This window comes from Enterovirga sp. (assembly GCF_028290205.1).
Lineage (GTDB): Bacteria > Pseudomonadota > Alphaproteobacteria > Rhizobiales > Beijerinckiaceae > Enterovirga.
On the sequence record NZ_JAQGKF010000158.1, the window covers coordinates 1 to 15,401 of the forward strand.

Sequence of the window (15,401 nt, forward strand, 5' to 3'; positions counted from 1 at the left end):
TAGCGGGTCGGGTCGAAGGGCTCGACCAGGTCGGACAGGCCTTCGGCCTCGATCCGCCCGTGCAGCCGTTCGCGCGCCTCCACGATGCGCTCCGCAAGGCCGGGCTGTCGCTCGGGGTCGATGAGCCCCGACAGCCCGTAACGGTAGAGGTCCTCCTCGAGCCCAAGTTGCTTCAGGAGTTCCACGAGGGCGGCGTCGAGTTCGGCCGCATCCTTGAAGCCGGACCGTTCGAGGTCGATCCAGTCGGCCGCGACGGTCTCGACCGGGTTTCCGGTGCGCCTCGCCTCCTCGATGCGGCGAAGCTCGGCCGGGTCGTCCGGCGGACGGCCGGGCTGGCGCTGGCGTTGGCGCAAGCCGTACAGCATGTTGTCCCGCAGCGTCCCGGGGAACAGCACGGCGTCCGTTCCGGCATAGGCGACTCGCCGCCCGATCACGGCGGCTGGCACCCGGCTGTAATCCTCTGAGCCGAGCCTCAGCTCGCCCCCGTGATCGTCCGTCCGCCGGGCCAAAATCCGGGCCAGGACGCTCGCCGCGGCCGTGCCGTCCGACAGGATGGCGAGCCGGGTCGGCAACGGGAGCTCGAAGGAACTCGACTCGATGACGGGACCGCCATGCGGGTCCAGCACCTCGAGCCCGGAGGCCCGCAACGCACCCGTCAGCGGCACGTCCGCCACCTCCGCGCCCTCGTCCTCGGCCGGGCCGAGCTTCTCCGGCGCGAAATAGGCGACCACCTGGTCGTACTTCACCTGCACGTCGAGCCGCTGCTGGTCCCAGTCGATCAACTCCTTCAGGGGCGGCGGCAATTCGCGATAGGCCGCGATCACGGCCACGAGCTGGCCGATATCCAGCCGGCCCGTCAGGGCGAAATACCCGCCCACGGCGTAGAAGAAGAATGGCGTCGTCTGCGCCAACAGGTTGTTCAGAAACTTGACGATGAACTTCCGCTTGAAGATCCGGAAGCGGATGTCGAACAGCTCGTGCAGGCGGCCGCCGATCTCGGCCCGCTCCCACGCCCCGGTGTGGTGCGCCTGCACGGCCTCCATGCCGTCGATCACCTCGCTGACCCGGCCCGCGAAACGCCGTGACGCGATCTGGCGCATCCGGCCAAGCCGCAGGAGCTCGCGGCGCATGCGGGGAATGATCAGGAACTGGATGCCGACCACGGAGGCCGCGATCAGGCCCAGCCAGATGTTCTGAACCAGGATGAAGGTCAGGGCGGTCAGCGCCTGGGTTCCCAGCATCACAGGCGCGATATAGGCATCGCCGATGAAGCCGCCGATCGGCTCCACCTCGTCCTTGATGATGGTCGCAGCCTCCGCCGAGCGGACGCTGCGGAGCGCCTCGGGCGTGAATCGCAGGGCGGCGGCGAAAAGCTCGAACCGCATCCGCCGCATCATGCGCTCGCCCAGCGCACCCTTGGCGACGTTGATCCAGTACTTGATGAACCCGTTCACCAGGACGAAGAACAGGAACAGGAACGACAGCCCGAGCAGGAGCTCGAGCCGGCCGAGCTGGAACCCAGTCAGAAGTTCGGTGGATCCCCCGCCCAGCCATTTGGGCCAGTTGATCGCGAACTCGAGAAACGGCGCGGTCATGCGGCCGTTCTCGAACGCACGGCCCTGGATTGCCTCGTTGACGATCTTTCGGGGCAGGTCGAGCGAGATATAGTAGAGCGGCAGGGACAGGATCACGACCGCGAAGATGATCAGCTGATCACGCTTCGAGTGCTGCCAGATGTACCGGAAAAGGCTCTTGCTCATTCAGCCCGCAGCCTAGCACGGGGGGGCGGCCCGTCGATATGCTGCCGCCCGGGCCGGGGGATGAAACCCGCTAGGTTCATGGTAGGGTTCCTGACCCGCGGCCTCGCACGGCGCCGGGATCCGTGCGGGACGTCGTCGATGGCCTCTGAATGTGGTGAGCCGGACAGCCAGCCCCCGCGCAGTCCGGCCGGCGCTGCCGGCGATCGCGGGCGGGTCCTCATCTACAGCCATGACACCTTCGGCCTCGGCCACCTGCGACGCTCGCGCGCCATCGCCAACGCGCTCGTCGCGGAGCGCCCGGGCCTGTCGGCCGTGATCGTGTCGGGATCGCCCGTGATCGGCAGCTTCGATTTCGGGCCCGGGGTCGATTACGTGCGCGTGCCCGGGGTGACGAAGCTCCCGGACGGCGACTACCGATCGCTGAACCTCAACCTGTCGATCGAGGATGCGACCCACCTGCGCGAGGCCGTGATTCTGCAGGTCGCCGAGACCTTCCGGCCGGAGGTTCTCATTGTCGACAAAGAGCCGACCGGGTTCAGGGGCGAGGTGATCCCGACCCTCGAGCTGCTGCACGCGCGCGGCTGCCGCATCGTGCTCGGGGTGCGCGACGTGATGGATGAGCCGCGGCTGCTGGTGCCGGAATGGGAGCGCAAGGGCGCCGTAGACATCCTCGACCGGTTCTACGACGAGGTCTGGGTCTACGGCCTGCCCGACATCTACCGGCCTCTCGACGCGCTCGGCCTCGGGCCGCGGCTCAGGGAGGCCACCGTCTACACGGGCTACATCCGGCGCGAGCTGCCGGCCGAGCCGACCTTCAACCGCTATCCGGCCATGACGGCGAGCCCTTTCATCCTGGTAACCACGGGCGGCGGCGGCGACGGAGACGACCTGATCGACTGGGTCGTTTCGGCCTACGAGAGCGATCCCGGCATCGAGCTGCCGGCCCTGGTGGTGTTCGGCCCCTTTACGGACCGCAGCCGGCGCCAGGGCTTTCTCGAGCGCATTCGCCGGCATCCCAAACTCGACGCGGTCTCCTTCGACACCAAGCTGGAACTTCTCATGGACCAGGCGACGGCAGTGGTCGGAATGGGCGGCTACAACACGTTCTGCGAGATCCTGTCCTTCGACAAGCGCTCCCTCGTGGTGCCCCGCACCAAGCCGCGGCTCGAGCAGTTCATCCGCGCCGCCGAGGCGAGCCGCCTCGGTCTCGTCCGGATGTTGGCCGAGGAGGACAGGGGCCGTGATCCCATGGCCATGGCGGCAGAACTGCGGGCCCTGCCGCACCGGCCCAAGCCATCCGAGGTCGTTGTGCCGGGCCTCCTTGACGGCCTGGACGTGATCCGGGCGCGCTTCGCCGTCGCGCTTCGGGGTGACGGCCGTAGGCGCACCCTGCCCCAGGCGGCGGAGTAGGCCGGCCATGCACGTGCAACCGGGCCGGATCGCGATCGTCCTGAAAGGCTATCCTCGCCTGTCCGAGACCTTCATCGCGCAGGAGCTCCTCGGGCTCGAGGAGCGCGGGCTGGCGCTCGAGATCTGGTCGCTGCGGCGCCCGAGCGACCGCCTTCTCCACCCCATGCACCGCGCCATCCGGGCGGAGACGCGCTACCTGCCCGAATACCTGTACCAGGCGCCGCTGCGGGTGCTGCGCGGCCTTGCGGCGGCGCTGCGGGCGCCGGGCCTGTCGGGGCTGCTGCGGGCCTTTGCGCGCGACCTCCGCCGCGACCCCAGCGCCAACCGGCTGCGGCGGCTCGGTCAGGCCGCGGTGCTGGCCCGGGAACTCGACCCCGCGGTGCGGCACCTCCATGCCCACTTCCTGCACACCCCGGCCTCGGTGGCGCGCTACGCGGCGCTGCTGTCCGGTCGGAGCTGGAGCTTTTCGGCCCACGCCAAGGACATCTGGACCATTCCCGAGTGGGACAAGCGGGACAAGCTGGCCGAGGCGCGCTGGGGCGTCACCTGCACAGCGGAGGGCCACCGGCACCTCGCCGGGCTGGCGCCCGAGGCGGACCGCATGACGCTGCTCTACCACGGCCTCGATCTCGGCCGCTTTCCGGCGCCACCAGCCGGTCGGCCGCCGCGCGACGGTTCGGATCCGGCCGATCCCGTCCGCATCGTCACAGTGGGCCGGGCGGTGGAGAAGAAGGGGTTCGACGACCTCCTCAAGGCGCTCGCCGCCCTTCCGGCCGACCTGCATTGGCGTCTCGCCCATGCCGGCACCGGTCCGCTGCTGGAGCGGCTCAAGGGCGTTGCGGCGGAGACAGGCCTGGCTGGCCGCGTCGCCTTCCTGGGCGCCAAGGCGCAGCCCGACGTGATCGCGCTGCTGCGCGAGGCCGACCTCTTCGTGCTGCCCTCGCGAGAGGCGCAGGATGGAGATCGGGACGGCCTGCCGAACGTCCTGATGGAGGCGGCCTCCCAGGAGCTCGCGCTGGTCTCGACGCGGTTTGCGGCCATTCCCGAATTCATCCGGTCCGGGCAGGAGGGGGAGCTCGTGCCCCCGGGCGACTGGGGCGCGCTCTCGAACGCCATCAACCTTCTGGCCCGCGCCCCCGCCCGCCGCCAGGAGCTCGGCCGCACTGCGAGCCGCCGGCTTCGCGACAGCTTCTCGGCGGCACCGGGCCTCGACCTCCTGGCGAGGCGGCTCTCCGACCCGGCGGCGGCCCGGCCCGCCGGGGTCGCAAGCGGGGGCGACAAGGCGGCCGGATGACGGTCCCGGCCGCCTTCTACGCACCGCTGAAGAGCCCGGACCACCCCTCGCCCTCCGGCGACCGAACCATGGCCCGCCTGCTTCTGGCGGCGCTCGGCGAGGCCGGCTTCGCCCCCGCCACAGCGAGCCGGCTGCGGACACATGAGCCGACCGGCGATCCGGCCCGGCAGGAGGCGCTGCGCCAGGCCGGGGTCGCCGAGGCGGCGCGCCTGGTGGCAACCTTTGCGGCTACGCCGGAGGCGGCGCGGCCCCGCCTCTGGTTCACCTACCATTGCTACTACAAGGCGCCGGACTGGATCGGCCCGGCGGTGAGCCGGGCCCTCGGCATTCCGTACTGCGTCGCGGAGGGGTCTCGGGCCGCCAAGCGGGCGGGCGGGCCCTGGGCCCTCGGCCATGCCGGGGCGGAGGCCGCGCTCGACGCCGCCGACACCCTGTTCGCCATGACCGGGCACGACCGCGAGGCGCTTGCCCGGGGGCTGCGCGCGGGGCAGCGGCTCCTCGACCTGCCGCCCTTCCTGGACGCCGCCGCCTGGCCCGAAATCCCGGCCCCGGAGCCGCGTTCCCCTGGGCCCGTGCGGCTTCTCGCCGTCGCCATGATGCGGCCAGGCGACAAGCTCGCCTCCTTCCGCATTCTGGCCGAGGCGCTGTCGTGCCTCCCGGCTGGAACTCCGGCCTGGACCCTGGACCTGGTCGGGGACGGCCCGGCCCGGCCGGATGTCCGGCAGCTCTTCGCGCCCTTTGCAGCCGCGGTGACCTGGCACGGTCTCGTGCCCGATCGCGACCGGCTGGCCGTCCTCTATGCGACGTCGGACCTCCTCGTCTGGCCGGCCGTGAACGAGGCCTACGGCATGGCCCTCTTGGAGGCGCAGGTGATGGGCTGCCCGGTTCTGGCCGGCCGCTCGGGCGGGGTTGCCGACGCGGTGCGGGACGGCGAGACCGGCATTCTGGTCGCGCCGGGTGACCCGTCGGCCTTCGCCGAGGCACTCGGCCGCTGCCTCAGGGACCCGGGCGAGCTGCGCCGGCTGGGGACGCGGGCGCGCAGCTTCGTGCGGCGGGACCGCAATCTCGGCGGCGCGGCCACGATCCTCCGGGAAGGGGCGCGGGCTCTCGCCGGGCAGAGGCTGGGCGCATGACACGGCGCATCCTCATCGTTGTGACGCATCTCCTCGGCGCCGGGCATCTCACCCGGGCGGCGGCTCTCGCCCGCGCCGCGGCGCGGTCCGGGCACCGGGTCACGTTGGTGAGCGGCGGCATGCCGAGCCGCCTCGTGTCCACGGACGGAGTGGAGCTGATCCAGCTTCCGCCCGTCCGGGCCCCGCTCGCCGACTTCACGGCCTTGCAGGACGAGGGCGGCCACCCGGTCCGGCCCGAGCGGCTGGCCGCCCGCCAGGCGATGCTGCTGGAGGCCCTCGCCACGACCCGGCCGGACGTCGTCGTGACGGAGCTGTTCCCGTTCGGGCGCCGGGTGCTCGCAGCCGAGTTCATGGCGTTGATCGAAGCGGCCCGGAGCTCCACGCCGCGGCCCGGCATTGTGGCCTCCGTGCGGGACATCCTGGTAGCCCCTGAGCGGCCGGCCAAGCTCGCCCGCACGGAGGACCTGGTCCAGCGGCATTACGACGCCGTGCTGGTGCACGGCGACCCGGCCCTGGTGCCCCTCGAAGCGTCCTGGCCGGTGGGCGCCGAACTGCGGCAGCGGCTCCGCTACACGGGCTATGTCGACAACGACGGCGAGCCCGGGCCGGTGGGGTCGCCCTCACCTGATCCAGCCCTGGTGCTGGTCTCCGGCGGCTCCAGCGCAGCCTCCCTGCCTGTGTACCGGACCGCACTCGCCGCCGCGGCCGAGACCCCGCGGCTGCGCTGGCAGGTGCTGGTCGGCCACGGCGTCGCCGAGCAGGAATTCCGATCCCTGCAGGGCAGCGCTCGGGCGGGTGTGACCGTCGAGCGCGCCCGCCCCGATTTTCGCACCCTGATGCGGAAGTCGGCTGTCTTCGTCGGGCAGGCGGGTTACAACACCGTGATGGACATCGTCGCGACGCAGGCCCGTGCCGTGTTGGTGCCCTTCGAACAGGGCCGGGAGACGGAGCAGAGGCTTCGGGCTTCGGCCTTGGCCGAGCGCGGCCTCGCGACGCTGCTGCCCGAGGCGGAGCTGGACGCCGCGTCGCTGGCCGGGGCCGTCCTGGCGGCGCTCAGCCGCACCCCGCCGCGCTTCCCCGCCCTTCGCCTGGACGGCGCCACCGAGACGGTGCGCTGCCTGGAAGAGCTCGCGACCTCCGCCCGACCGGTGGCGGCCGGAGCCGCGGCGTGAGCGGCCAAGCGGCGTCCCCCATCCGGGACGCCCTGGACCGCGCGGCCGATCGGGACCGGCCGATCGATCTCTGGTGGCGCGACGACGATGCGGTTGCGCACACGCCGGCGCTGGAGCGGCTGCTGGCCATCTCCGCCCGAACAGGCTGCCCCGTGGCGGTCGCGGCGGTGACCGCCAGGGTGGAGCGCTCCCTCGTCGACCGGCTCGCGGCTGAAACGGACGTCTGGGTGCTGGCGCACGGGCTGCACCATGCCAACCACGCCCCCACCGACGAGAAGCCCGCCGAATTCGGGCCGCACCGACCCGTTGCCCAGGCCGCCGCGGAACTGGGCCAGGCGGCATCCCTGGCTCGGGCGACCTTTGGGCCGCGGGCCGCGCCGGTGTTCGTGCCACCCTGGAACCGCATCTCGCCGCATCTCTGCGCAGCCCTCCCCGGCGCCGGCTTCCGGGCGCTCTCGGCCAGCGGCGCCCCCACCGGGCGGGCAGGGCCCGGGCTGCCGCGGATCGACATCCACCTCGACCCGGTCGATTGGCGCGGCACGCGCAGCCTCGCCCCTCCGGACCGGCTGGCCGCCGCCGCCCGCGCCGCCATCGCGGCGGGCTCCACGGCGCTCGGCCTTCTCACGCACCACCTCGTCTTCGACGAGGCGCTTTGGGGATTCACCGAAGCGGTCCTCGAGATGGCGTCCGCGCATCCGGCGGTCCGTTTGCGGCGGATCGACGAGCTCCTGCCCGGACCGGAGCCGACCTTCGCCCCCGCGACGGCTCACGCTCGGGACGGGCGGCGCCAAGCTCACCCGGAATTGGCGCCGTGACTCCCATGCCGCTCCTCTCCATCCGGAATCTGGCCGTCCAGATCACGGCCGACCAGCGCTCGTTCCGGGCGGTCGACGGGCTCAGCCTGGACGTGCCGCGCGGCAAGACGGTGGCCATCGTGGGCGAATCCGGCTCCGGCAAATCCGTCACGGCGCAGGCCATCATGCGGATCCTGCCCAAGGTCGGCCGCATTGCGGGCGGCTCGATCCTGTTCGACGACCCGCGTGATCGCCACCCGCCGCTCGACATCGCCGCGCTCGACGCCGGCAGCGAGCGCATGCGCCAGCTCCGGGGCGGGCGCCTCGCCATGATCTTCCAGGAGCCGATGACCTCGTTGTCGCCCCTGCACACGGTCGGCGACCAGGTCACCGAAGCCCTGAAGATCCATGCCGAGGTCAAGGAGAACGAGGCCAAGGAGCGGGCGATCGAGGTGTTCGAGCGGGTCGGGTTCCCCGATCCCAAGCGGGCGCTCGTCACCTACCCGTTCGAGCTCTCGGGCGGCCTGCGGCAGCGCGCCATGATCGCCATGGCGCTGATCACCAAGCCCGCCCTCTTGATTGCGGACGAGCCCACCACGGCGCTCGACGTGACCACGCAGGCGCAGATCCTCGACCTGATCCGCGAGCTGCAGGCCGACACCGGCATGGCCGTGCTGCTGATCACGCACGATCTCGGCGTGGTGGCCAACATGGCCGACGACGTTGTCGTCATGTATCGCGGCCGGATGATGGAAGCGGGCTCGCGCGAAGACCTCTTCCGCCGTCCCGAGCATCCCTATCTCAAGGCGCTGATGCGGGCCGTGCCGCGCTTCGCCATGAAACCCGGCGAGCGGCTCACGCCGCTGCGCGAGGTGAAGAGCGCGGCGCTGGCGCCGGGCGGGAGGCCCGTCGCCCCGGTCTGCCCAACCGAGCGGGTCGTGCTGCAGGTCGAGAACGTGAGCAAGGAATACACTCTGCGGGCCGGCTGGTTCAGCGGCACCAAGCGGGTGATCCGGGCCGTGAACGACGTCAGCCTGTCGCTGTCCTGCGGGCGGACGCTCGGCCTCGTGGGGGAATCCGGCTGCGGCAAGACCACGCTGTCCAAGATCGTATCCCGGGCGCTGACGCCGGATCGCGGGCGCGTGCTGTTCGACGCCGGGTCGGGGCCGCAGGACGTGCACGCCTTGTCCGGCGAGGCGCTGACCCGTTATCGGCGCACCGTGCAGTTCGTGTTCCAGGACCCGTTCTCGTCCTTGAACCCGCGCATGACGGTCTACGACATCCTCACCGAGCCGATGAAGATTCACGGCATCGGCACGAGCGACGAGCGCTTCGAGAAGGCGAAGGCGCTGCTGGACATGGTGGGGCTCGATCGGGGCAGCCTGCGGCGCTACCCCCATTCCTTTTCCGGCGGGCAGCGCCAACGCGTCGGCATCGCCCGCGCGCTCGCGCTCGAACCCGAGGTGCTGCTCTGCGACGAGCCGGTCTCGGCGCTCGACGTGTCGGTTCAGGCGCAGGTGTTGAACCTGCTCAAGGACCTGCAGAAGGCGCTGGGCCTGTCCTATGTCTTCGTATCCCACAACCTCGCAGTGGTGGATTACGTGGCCGATACGATCGCCGTGATGTGCCGGGGACATATCGTGGAAGAGGCCTCGGCCGACACGCTGTTCCGCGACCCCGTCCACCCCTACACGCGGGCCCTGCTGGCGGCCGTGCCGGATCCCGACCTCGACCGGCCGCTCGATTTCCTGAAGCTGCGCAACGACCGGTTCTCGAACCCGGACGCGTGGCCGGAGCCCTATCGCCTGGTCGAGGGCGACAGCGGCCGCATGACCGCGCTCGGCCCGGATCACAAGGTGCGGCTCATGTCCGAAGCGGCCCCCGAGATCGAGGACAAGGCAGCGTGAGGCGCACCCCATTTAGCATCCGGGCGCTGCTTTTTGCCGCCTTTGCGGCGACGGCCCTCCCCGCCTCGGGTCTCGAGCTGACCGAGACCCCCATGCTCCGCAACGCGGTGGCGCAAGGCACGCTGCCGCCCGTGGCCGAGCGGCTGCCAAAAACCCCTCTGCTGGTCGATCCCGTGGCCCGCGGGCGCGAGGTCGGCCGGCCGGGCGGCGAGATCATCTCGCTGGTCGGGCGGGCCCGCGACATCCGCTACCTGTCGGCCAGCTCCTACGCGCGCCTTGTCGGCTACGACGCCAAGCTGGCGCTCGGGCCCGACCTGCTCGAGCGGATCGACAACGAGGGTGACCGCGTCTTCACCTTCACGATCCGGGAGGGCCACAGGTGGTCCGACGGCCAGCCCTTCACGGCTGAGGACTTCCGCTACTATTGGGCCGATGTCGCCAACGACAAGACCCTGAACCCCACCGGGCTGCCGGACTTCCTGATGATCGACGGCAAGGGTCCGACCTTCGAGGTGCTGGACGCCCGCACGGTCCGGTTCAGCTGGGACAAGACCAACCCCCGCTTCCTACCCACGCTGGCCCAGCCGCGCGACCCGTTCATCTACCGGCCCGCCCATTACCTCAAGAAGTTCCACGCCCGCTACGCGGACAAGGCGGCCCTGGAGGAAACGGCCAAGCGCCTGAAGATGAAATCCTGGTCGACCCTGCACAACCGCATGGACGACATGTTCGAGAGCTCGAACCCCGACCTGCCGACGCTGCAGCCCTGGAAGGTGGTCACAGCCGGACCCGCGAACCGCTTCGTGTTCGAGCGCAACCCCTTCTACCACCGGGTCGACACGGCCGGGCAGCAGCTGCCCTATCTCGATCGGGTCGTGCTCGACGTCGCGTCCGGTGGACTGATGGCCGCAAAGGCCAATTCGGGCGATGTCGACCTCCTGTTCCGGGGCCTGGCCATGGGCGACATCCCCGTGCTCAAGGAGGGCGAGCGCGCCCATAACTACCGCACGCTGCTGTGGCCCTATGCGCGCGGCAGCGAGCTGGCCCTGTTTCCCAACCTCACCACCTCCGACCCGGTCTGGCGCAAGCTGAACCGGGACCTGCGCTACCGCCGCGCGCTCTCGCTCGCGATCGACCGGCGCATGCTGAACAACGCCCTGCTGTTCGGCCTCGGGCAGGAGGGCAATGACACGATCAGCGAGGCCAGTCCGCTGTTCCAGCCCGAGTTCCGCACGCTGAACGCCGGCTACGACCCGGGCGAGGCTTCGCGCCTGCTCGACGAGATCGGCCTCGGCACCCGCAACGGCGCCGGCATCCGGCTGCTGCCGGACGGGCGCGAGCTCGAGATCATCGTCGAGACGGACGGTGAGGCCGCCCTGGTGGTGGACGGGCTCACGCTGATCACCGAGTTCTGGCGCGACGTCGGGGTCAAGCTCTTCGTGAAGCCGCAGGACCGCGGCGTGCTCCGCAACCGCACCTATGCGGGCCAGACCGTGATGGTGGCCGCCCAGGGCCTCGACCTGGCCGTCCCGACCGCCGTCATGCCGCCCTCCGAGCTCGCGCCGATCCGCCAGGACAGTTACGCCTGGGCCAAGTGGGGCCAGTATCAGGAGACCCGCGGCGGCATGGGCGAGCCGGTGGAGGACCCGGAGGCCAAGCGGCTCCTGGTGCTCTACCATCAGTGGCTCGCCACGGCGGACAGCGCCGAGCAGAGCCGCATCTGGCGCGAGATGCTGCGCATCCGGGCCGAGAACGTCTGGTCCATCGGCACGGTGGCCGGCGCGCTGCAACCCATCGTGATCCGGTCCGGGCTGAAGAACCTTCCCGAGCGCGCGGTGTATTCCTGGGAGCCGACCTCCATGCTCGGCGTGTACCGGATCGACGAGCTGTTCTGGGACCGCCCGCCAGCCCGCGAGGCCTGGCTGCCGAAGCGCGGCGTGCAGGCCACCCAGGGCAACCAGCAGGATGCCGCCGCCAGGACAGCGCGCCCGTGATCGGATTCCTCGTTCGCCGGGCCGGCACCATGGCCGTGACCACCCTGATCATTTCGGCGCTCGTCTTCTTCATCATCAAGCTGCCGCCGGGCGACTTCCTGACCAATCAGATTGCCGAGCTGCGCTCACAGGGCGAGGCGGCTTCCGCCGCGAAGGCCGAGTTCCTGATCCGGCAATACGGGCTCGATCTGCCGGTCTGGCAGCAATACCTCGTCTGGATCGGCGTCTGGCCCGGACCGAACGGCTTCTCGGGCCTACTTCAGGGCGATTGGGGCTGGTCGTTCGAGTATGACCGACCGGTGACAGAGGTGGTCGGCGATGCCCTCTGGCTGACGTTGCTGATCAATCTCGTCGTCGTCATTTTCGTGCACGTGGTCTCGATCCCGATCGCCATCTATTCAGCAACGCGGCAATATTCTGTCGGTGACTACATCGCGACCTTCATCGGCTATATCGGCCTCGCGACGCCGAGCTTTCTGCTCGCCCTGATCCTCCTCTATTATACCAACCGCTGGTTCGGCATTTCGATCGGCGGCCTGTACGACGCCAAGTATTCCGGCCAGCCCTGGACGTGGCCGAAGATCCAGTCGCTCATGTCGCACCTGATCGTGCCGACGCTGGTGATCGGCCTCGGCGGCACGGCGGCCATGATCCGCCGCATGCGGGCGAACCTGCTCGACGAGCTCGGCAAGCAATACTATGTCACGGCCAAGGCGAAGGGCCTGCCGCCGACCCGCGCCTTGCTGAAATACCCCTTCCGGATGTCGCTGAACCCGTTCATCGCGGATATCGGCAACCTCCTGCCCCATCTGATCTCCGGATCGGTGCTGGTGTCCCTGGTGCTCAGCTTGCCGACCGTCGGCCCGATCCTGCTCGCGGCCCTCAAGAGCCAGGACCAGTTCCTGGCCGGGTTCATCCTCATGTTTGTGGCGATCCTGACGGTGGTCGGCATGCTGATCTCCGACCTGCTGCTCGCCATGCTGGATCCCCGCATCCGCCTCGGGGGCGGGAAGTGAGCCCGGGGCTGGCGGACCGGACCGCACATTTCGTCGACAAGGCACCCTTCGATCCCGGTCTTTCCGAGCCGGGCGGCGCTGAGAGCGACAGCTTCTACCGGGCCTCGGCCCTGCGCCTGACCTGGTGGAAGTTCAAGCGGCACAAGGTGGCCGTGGTGGCCGCCTACGTGCTGCTGTTCTTCTACGGCCTCGTGCCGTTCGTCGAGGCGGTTGCGCCCTACAACCAGACCAAGCGCAACGGCGACTTCATCTATGCGCCGCCGCAGCCCGTGCATCTGTTCCACGAGGGGCGCCTGATCGGCCCCTTCGTGTATCCCTACCGTTTCACCTTCAACATGGAGACGTTCCGCCGCGACTACGTGGTGGACACGACGCGCCCGCAGCCGCTGCGCTTCTTCTGCTCCGGCGACCGTTACGAACTCTGGGGGCTGATCCCCGGCAGCTTCCACCTGTTCTGCCCGCCCGCCGAGGGCAGCGTCTTCCTGCTCGGCACGGACCGGCTCGGCCGTGACCTCTTCTCCCGCATCATCTACGGCGCCCGGATCTCGCTCACCATCGGCCTCGTCGGGATCGCGGTCTCGTTCACGCTCGGCCTCTTCTTCGGTGGGCTCGCCGGCTATCTCGGCGGTTGGGTCGATAACGTGGTGCAGCGGGTGATCGAGATCCTTCGCTCCCTGCCCGAGCTGCCGCTCTGGCTCGCGCTCTCGGCCGCGCTGCCGCCGAACTGGAGCCCCATCCTGGTCTTCTTCGGCATCACCATCATCCTCGGTCTGCTCGACTGGCCGGGGCTCGCCCGTGCCGTCCGGTCGAAGCTGCTGGCGCTGCGCGAGGAGGATTTCGTGCGGGCGGCCGAGCTGATGGGCGCGTCGAAGACGCGCATCATCGCCCGCCACCTCATCCCGAATTTCATGAGCCACCTGATCGCCTCGGCAACCTTGTCGATCCCATCGATGATCCTAGGCGAGACGGCGCTGTCCTTCCTGGGACTCGGCCTGAGGCCTCCGGTGACGAGCTGGGGCGTGCTGCTGAACGAGGCGCAGAACCTGGCGGCCGTGCAGCTCCATCCTTGGCTGCTGCTGCCGATCGTGCCCGTGATCCTGATCGTCCTCGCCTTCTCCTTCATGGGCGACGGCATGCGGGACGCCGCCGACCCCTATCACTGAGCCCCTGCGCCGGCCTCGGCCGCGCCCCGGGCCCAGGAGGCCGGCCGGGAGTTAGGCCCGTAGCCCGGCGGCCGCTGCTGGCCCGGCCCGAGCGGCGGGCCGGCGTTGCTGGGCGAGCCAGCGCACAGCGAGCACGACGGCCGCGCCCGCGACCAGGATCCCGAGCGACAGCAGCGGCCGGTGAAACAGCCAGGCGATGGCGATCACGATCGGCGCCAGCACGGCGGTGAGGGCCAGGGAGGCCAGGGCCGTCCCGGCCCCCAGCACCGTGCCGACGATCGGGACGATGTCGCCGAACACGGCGATGGGCCGCAGGATCAGGGAGAAGCCGACCCACATGAAGATCGCGCCCAGCGCGCGGAGAATCCAGGTCAGGATCCTGTTCTCGGCCTCTGCGCCCGCGAACAGATCAGCGGCCGGGACGAGCCCCGTTCTTGCCATCAGGAGCGCGTCGCCGGCCCGGGTCTGGTATTCGTCCAGTCCATCCCCGGCCTGCCGACCCACGAAACTCGCGGGGCCGAGCGGCGCCAACCGATAGGTGATCCGGAGGTCGCCGACTCGGGGGCTGGACGGGTCCTGCCCGAGATAGAGGGCGCTCTCATCGGCGTGGACCGGCCCGAATCCGGCCCGCGCCCGCAGCCTCTCGGCGGTGTTCGGGTCGAGGCTCATCGCTTGGTCGGCTGCGAGCCGGCCGAGGGCTTTCGCGCCAGGCCGGAAGGCGCCGAGACGCGCATCCTCGGCTACCGCCTCGAAGGGGCCGAAACGCATCTGCGGATTCTGGTGCCCGGCGGGTTGGCGGAAGCTCTCGGAGCCGATGCGGTGGTCGGACCAAACCCGGGTGTAGGTGTAGGTGGTGCGTCGCTCCTCGCCGCCGCCGAGCTGCTTCACCGTTTCGGTGCGGCTCTCCTCCTTCCACTGATACATCTCGACATGCCGCACGAGCCGGGCCGCCGCCGCGGCGACGCCGAGCGCCGGATCCGTGACCGGCCTTGTGGCCGCGAGGTCGCCCTGGAGATGGATGAGCTTGCCCTCATGCGCCCGATCCACCCGGTCGTTCGGCACGTCGACGACGAGGCCGGCGCCTTCGGTGAGGGAGCGCGAGGTCTGCACGGCCCTGCCCTCGTTCCAAAACAGCAGCACGCCCGTCGCGACCACGAGAACGAGGCCGATCAGGACGCCGGTGATGGCCTCCGACATCTTCCCGAACCACGAGACCTGCCGGCTTTCGGTGAAGCTGCCCTCAGGACCGGGTTCGCCGTCCAGCGGCGGAAGCTCGGCCGAATCACGCATCGGATCGTCCGACCGCGCACCGCCATAGAGGCTGTCGGTGATGGAGGCGTTCGCGGACGGCTCGCCTGAACCGCCTTGGGGCGAAAGCTGCGGATCGCTGCCGCGGTCGGAGGGTCGATCGCCCATGTCGGTTTCGCCTCACGCGGGAAGCCAAGCGCCCCGCGGTGTCGCCGAGCTTATGGTTCTCCCTGCCGGAAGGCCATGTCCGGCCGATTGCCGGGGCGAAACCGGGGTGAAACGAAAAACGCCGGCCCAAGGGGGCCGGCGCTGCGCGAGTCGGGTCTTGTGCGGGTCAGTGGTCCCGGCGGTCGAGCCAGGAGAGGCTGCGCCCCTCAGACCCGGCGGCGGCGGCCCGCCCGGGCTGACGCGGCCGGGCCGGCCCGCCGGCACCACGACCTTTTCCGTCCCCACTCGGGCGCGGCGCCCCGCCCTCCTTGGCCGGGCCAGCACCCCCCGGCCGGGGCCGGG

11 protein-coding genes are annotated in these 15,401 nt (G+C 70.4%); 9 read left to right on the forward strand and 2 right to left on the reverse strand.

Going from position 1 to position 15,401, the window contains the following annotated elements:
* Nucleotides 1-1,760: ABC transporter ATP-binding protein (locus tag JWR86_RS11490; RefSeq protein ID WP_299565257.1), on the reverse strand; the 1,760-nt coding region annotated here is incomplete at its 3' end.
* Between the two features lie 138 nt (nt 1,761-1,898).
* Here JWR86_RS11490 and JWR86_RS11495 point away from each other — a divergent pair.
* Genes JWR86_RS11495 through JWR86_RS11535 form a run of 9 tightly spaced genes read left to right on the forward strand, consistent with a single transcriptional unit; the run spans nt 1,899 to nt 13,643 of the window.
* Entirely contained in the window at nt 1,899-3,170 is a 1,272-nt protein-coding gene (locus JWR86_RS11495; protein ID WP_299565260.1) for a glycosyltransferase, read from the forward strand.
* Between the two features lie 7 nt (nt 3,171-3,177).
* A complete protein-coding gene (locus JWR86_RS11500; protein ID WP_299565263.1) occupies nt 3,178-4,464 on the forward strand; it encodes a glycosyltransferase in 1,287 nt (428 codons plus the stop codon).
* Complete coding sequence (locus JWR86_RS11505) at nt 4,461-5,597, forward strand: glycosyltransferase family 4 protein (RefSeq protein ID WP_299565266.1); 1,137 nt, start codon at nt 4,461-4,463, stop codon at nt 5,595-5,597. The genes JWR86_RS11500 and JWR86_RS11505 overlap by 4 nt, the downstream gene beginning before the upstream one ends.
* A complete protein-coding gene (locus tag JWR86_RS11510; RefSeq protein ID WP_299565268.1) occupies nt 5,594-6,769 on the forward strand; it encodes a glycosyltransferase in 1,176 nt (391 codons plus the stop codon). The genes JWR86_RS11505 and JWR86_RS11510 overlap by 4 nt, the downstream gene beginning before the upstream one ends.
* A complete protein-coding gene (locus JWR86_RS11515; RefSeq protein ID WP_299565271.1) occupies nt 6,766-7,584 on the forward strand; it encodes a polysaccharide deacetylase in 819 nt (272 codons plus the stop codon). The genes JWR86_RS11510 and JWR86_RS11515 overlap by 4 nt, the downstream gene beginning before the upstream one ends.
* Nucleotides 7,585-7,589: 5 nt before the next feature.
* Nucleotides 7,590-9,470 carry an ABC transporter ATP-binding protein gene (locus tag JWR86_RS11520; RefSeq protein WP_299565274.1) on the forward strand — a complete coding sequence of 627 codons (1,881 nt, stop codon included), beginning with the start codon at nt 7,590-7,592 and terminating at the stop codon, nt 9,468-9,470.
* Nucleotides 9,467-11,464 (forward strand): ABC transporter substrate-binding protein, encoded by a 1,998-nt coding sequence (locus tag JWR86_RS11525; protein ID WP_299565276.1) that lies wholly within the window; start codon nt 9,467-9,469, stop codon nt 11,462-11,464. The genes JWR86_RS11520 and JWR86_RS11525 overlap by 4 nt, the downstream gene beginning before the upstream one ends.
* Entirely contained in the window at nt 11,461-12,480 is a 1,020-nt protein-coding gene (locus tag JWR86_RS11530) for an ABC transporter permease (RefSeq protein WP_299565280.1), read from the forward strand. The genes JWR86_RS11525 and JWR86_RS11530 overlap by 4 nt, the downstream gene beginning before the upstream one ends.
* Complete coding sequence (locus tag JWR86_RS11535; protein ID WP_299565283.1) at nt 12,477-13,643, forward strand: ABC transporter permease; 1,167 nt, start codon at nt 12,477-12,479, stop codon at nt 13,641-13,643. The genes JWR86_RS11530 and JWR86_RS11535 overlap by 4 nt, the downstream gene beginning before the upstream one ends.
* 51 nt (nt 13,644-13,694) lie before the next feature.
* On the opposite strand, the gene JWR86_RS11540 is transcribed toward JWR86_RS11535, so the two are convergent.
* The gene (locus tag JWR86_RS11540) at nt 13,695-15,059 is read right to left on the reverse strand and encodes a TMEM43 family protein (protein ID WP_299565286.1); all 1,365 of its coding nucleotides are present in this window, start codon (nt 15,057-15,059) and stop codon (nt 13,695-13,697) included.
* Between the last annotated feature and the right edge of the window lie 342 nt (nt 15,060-15,401).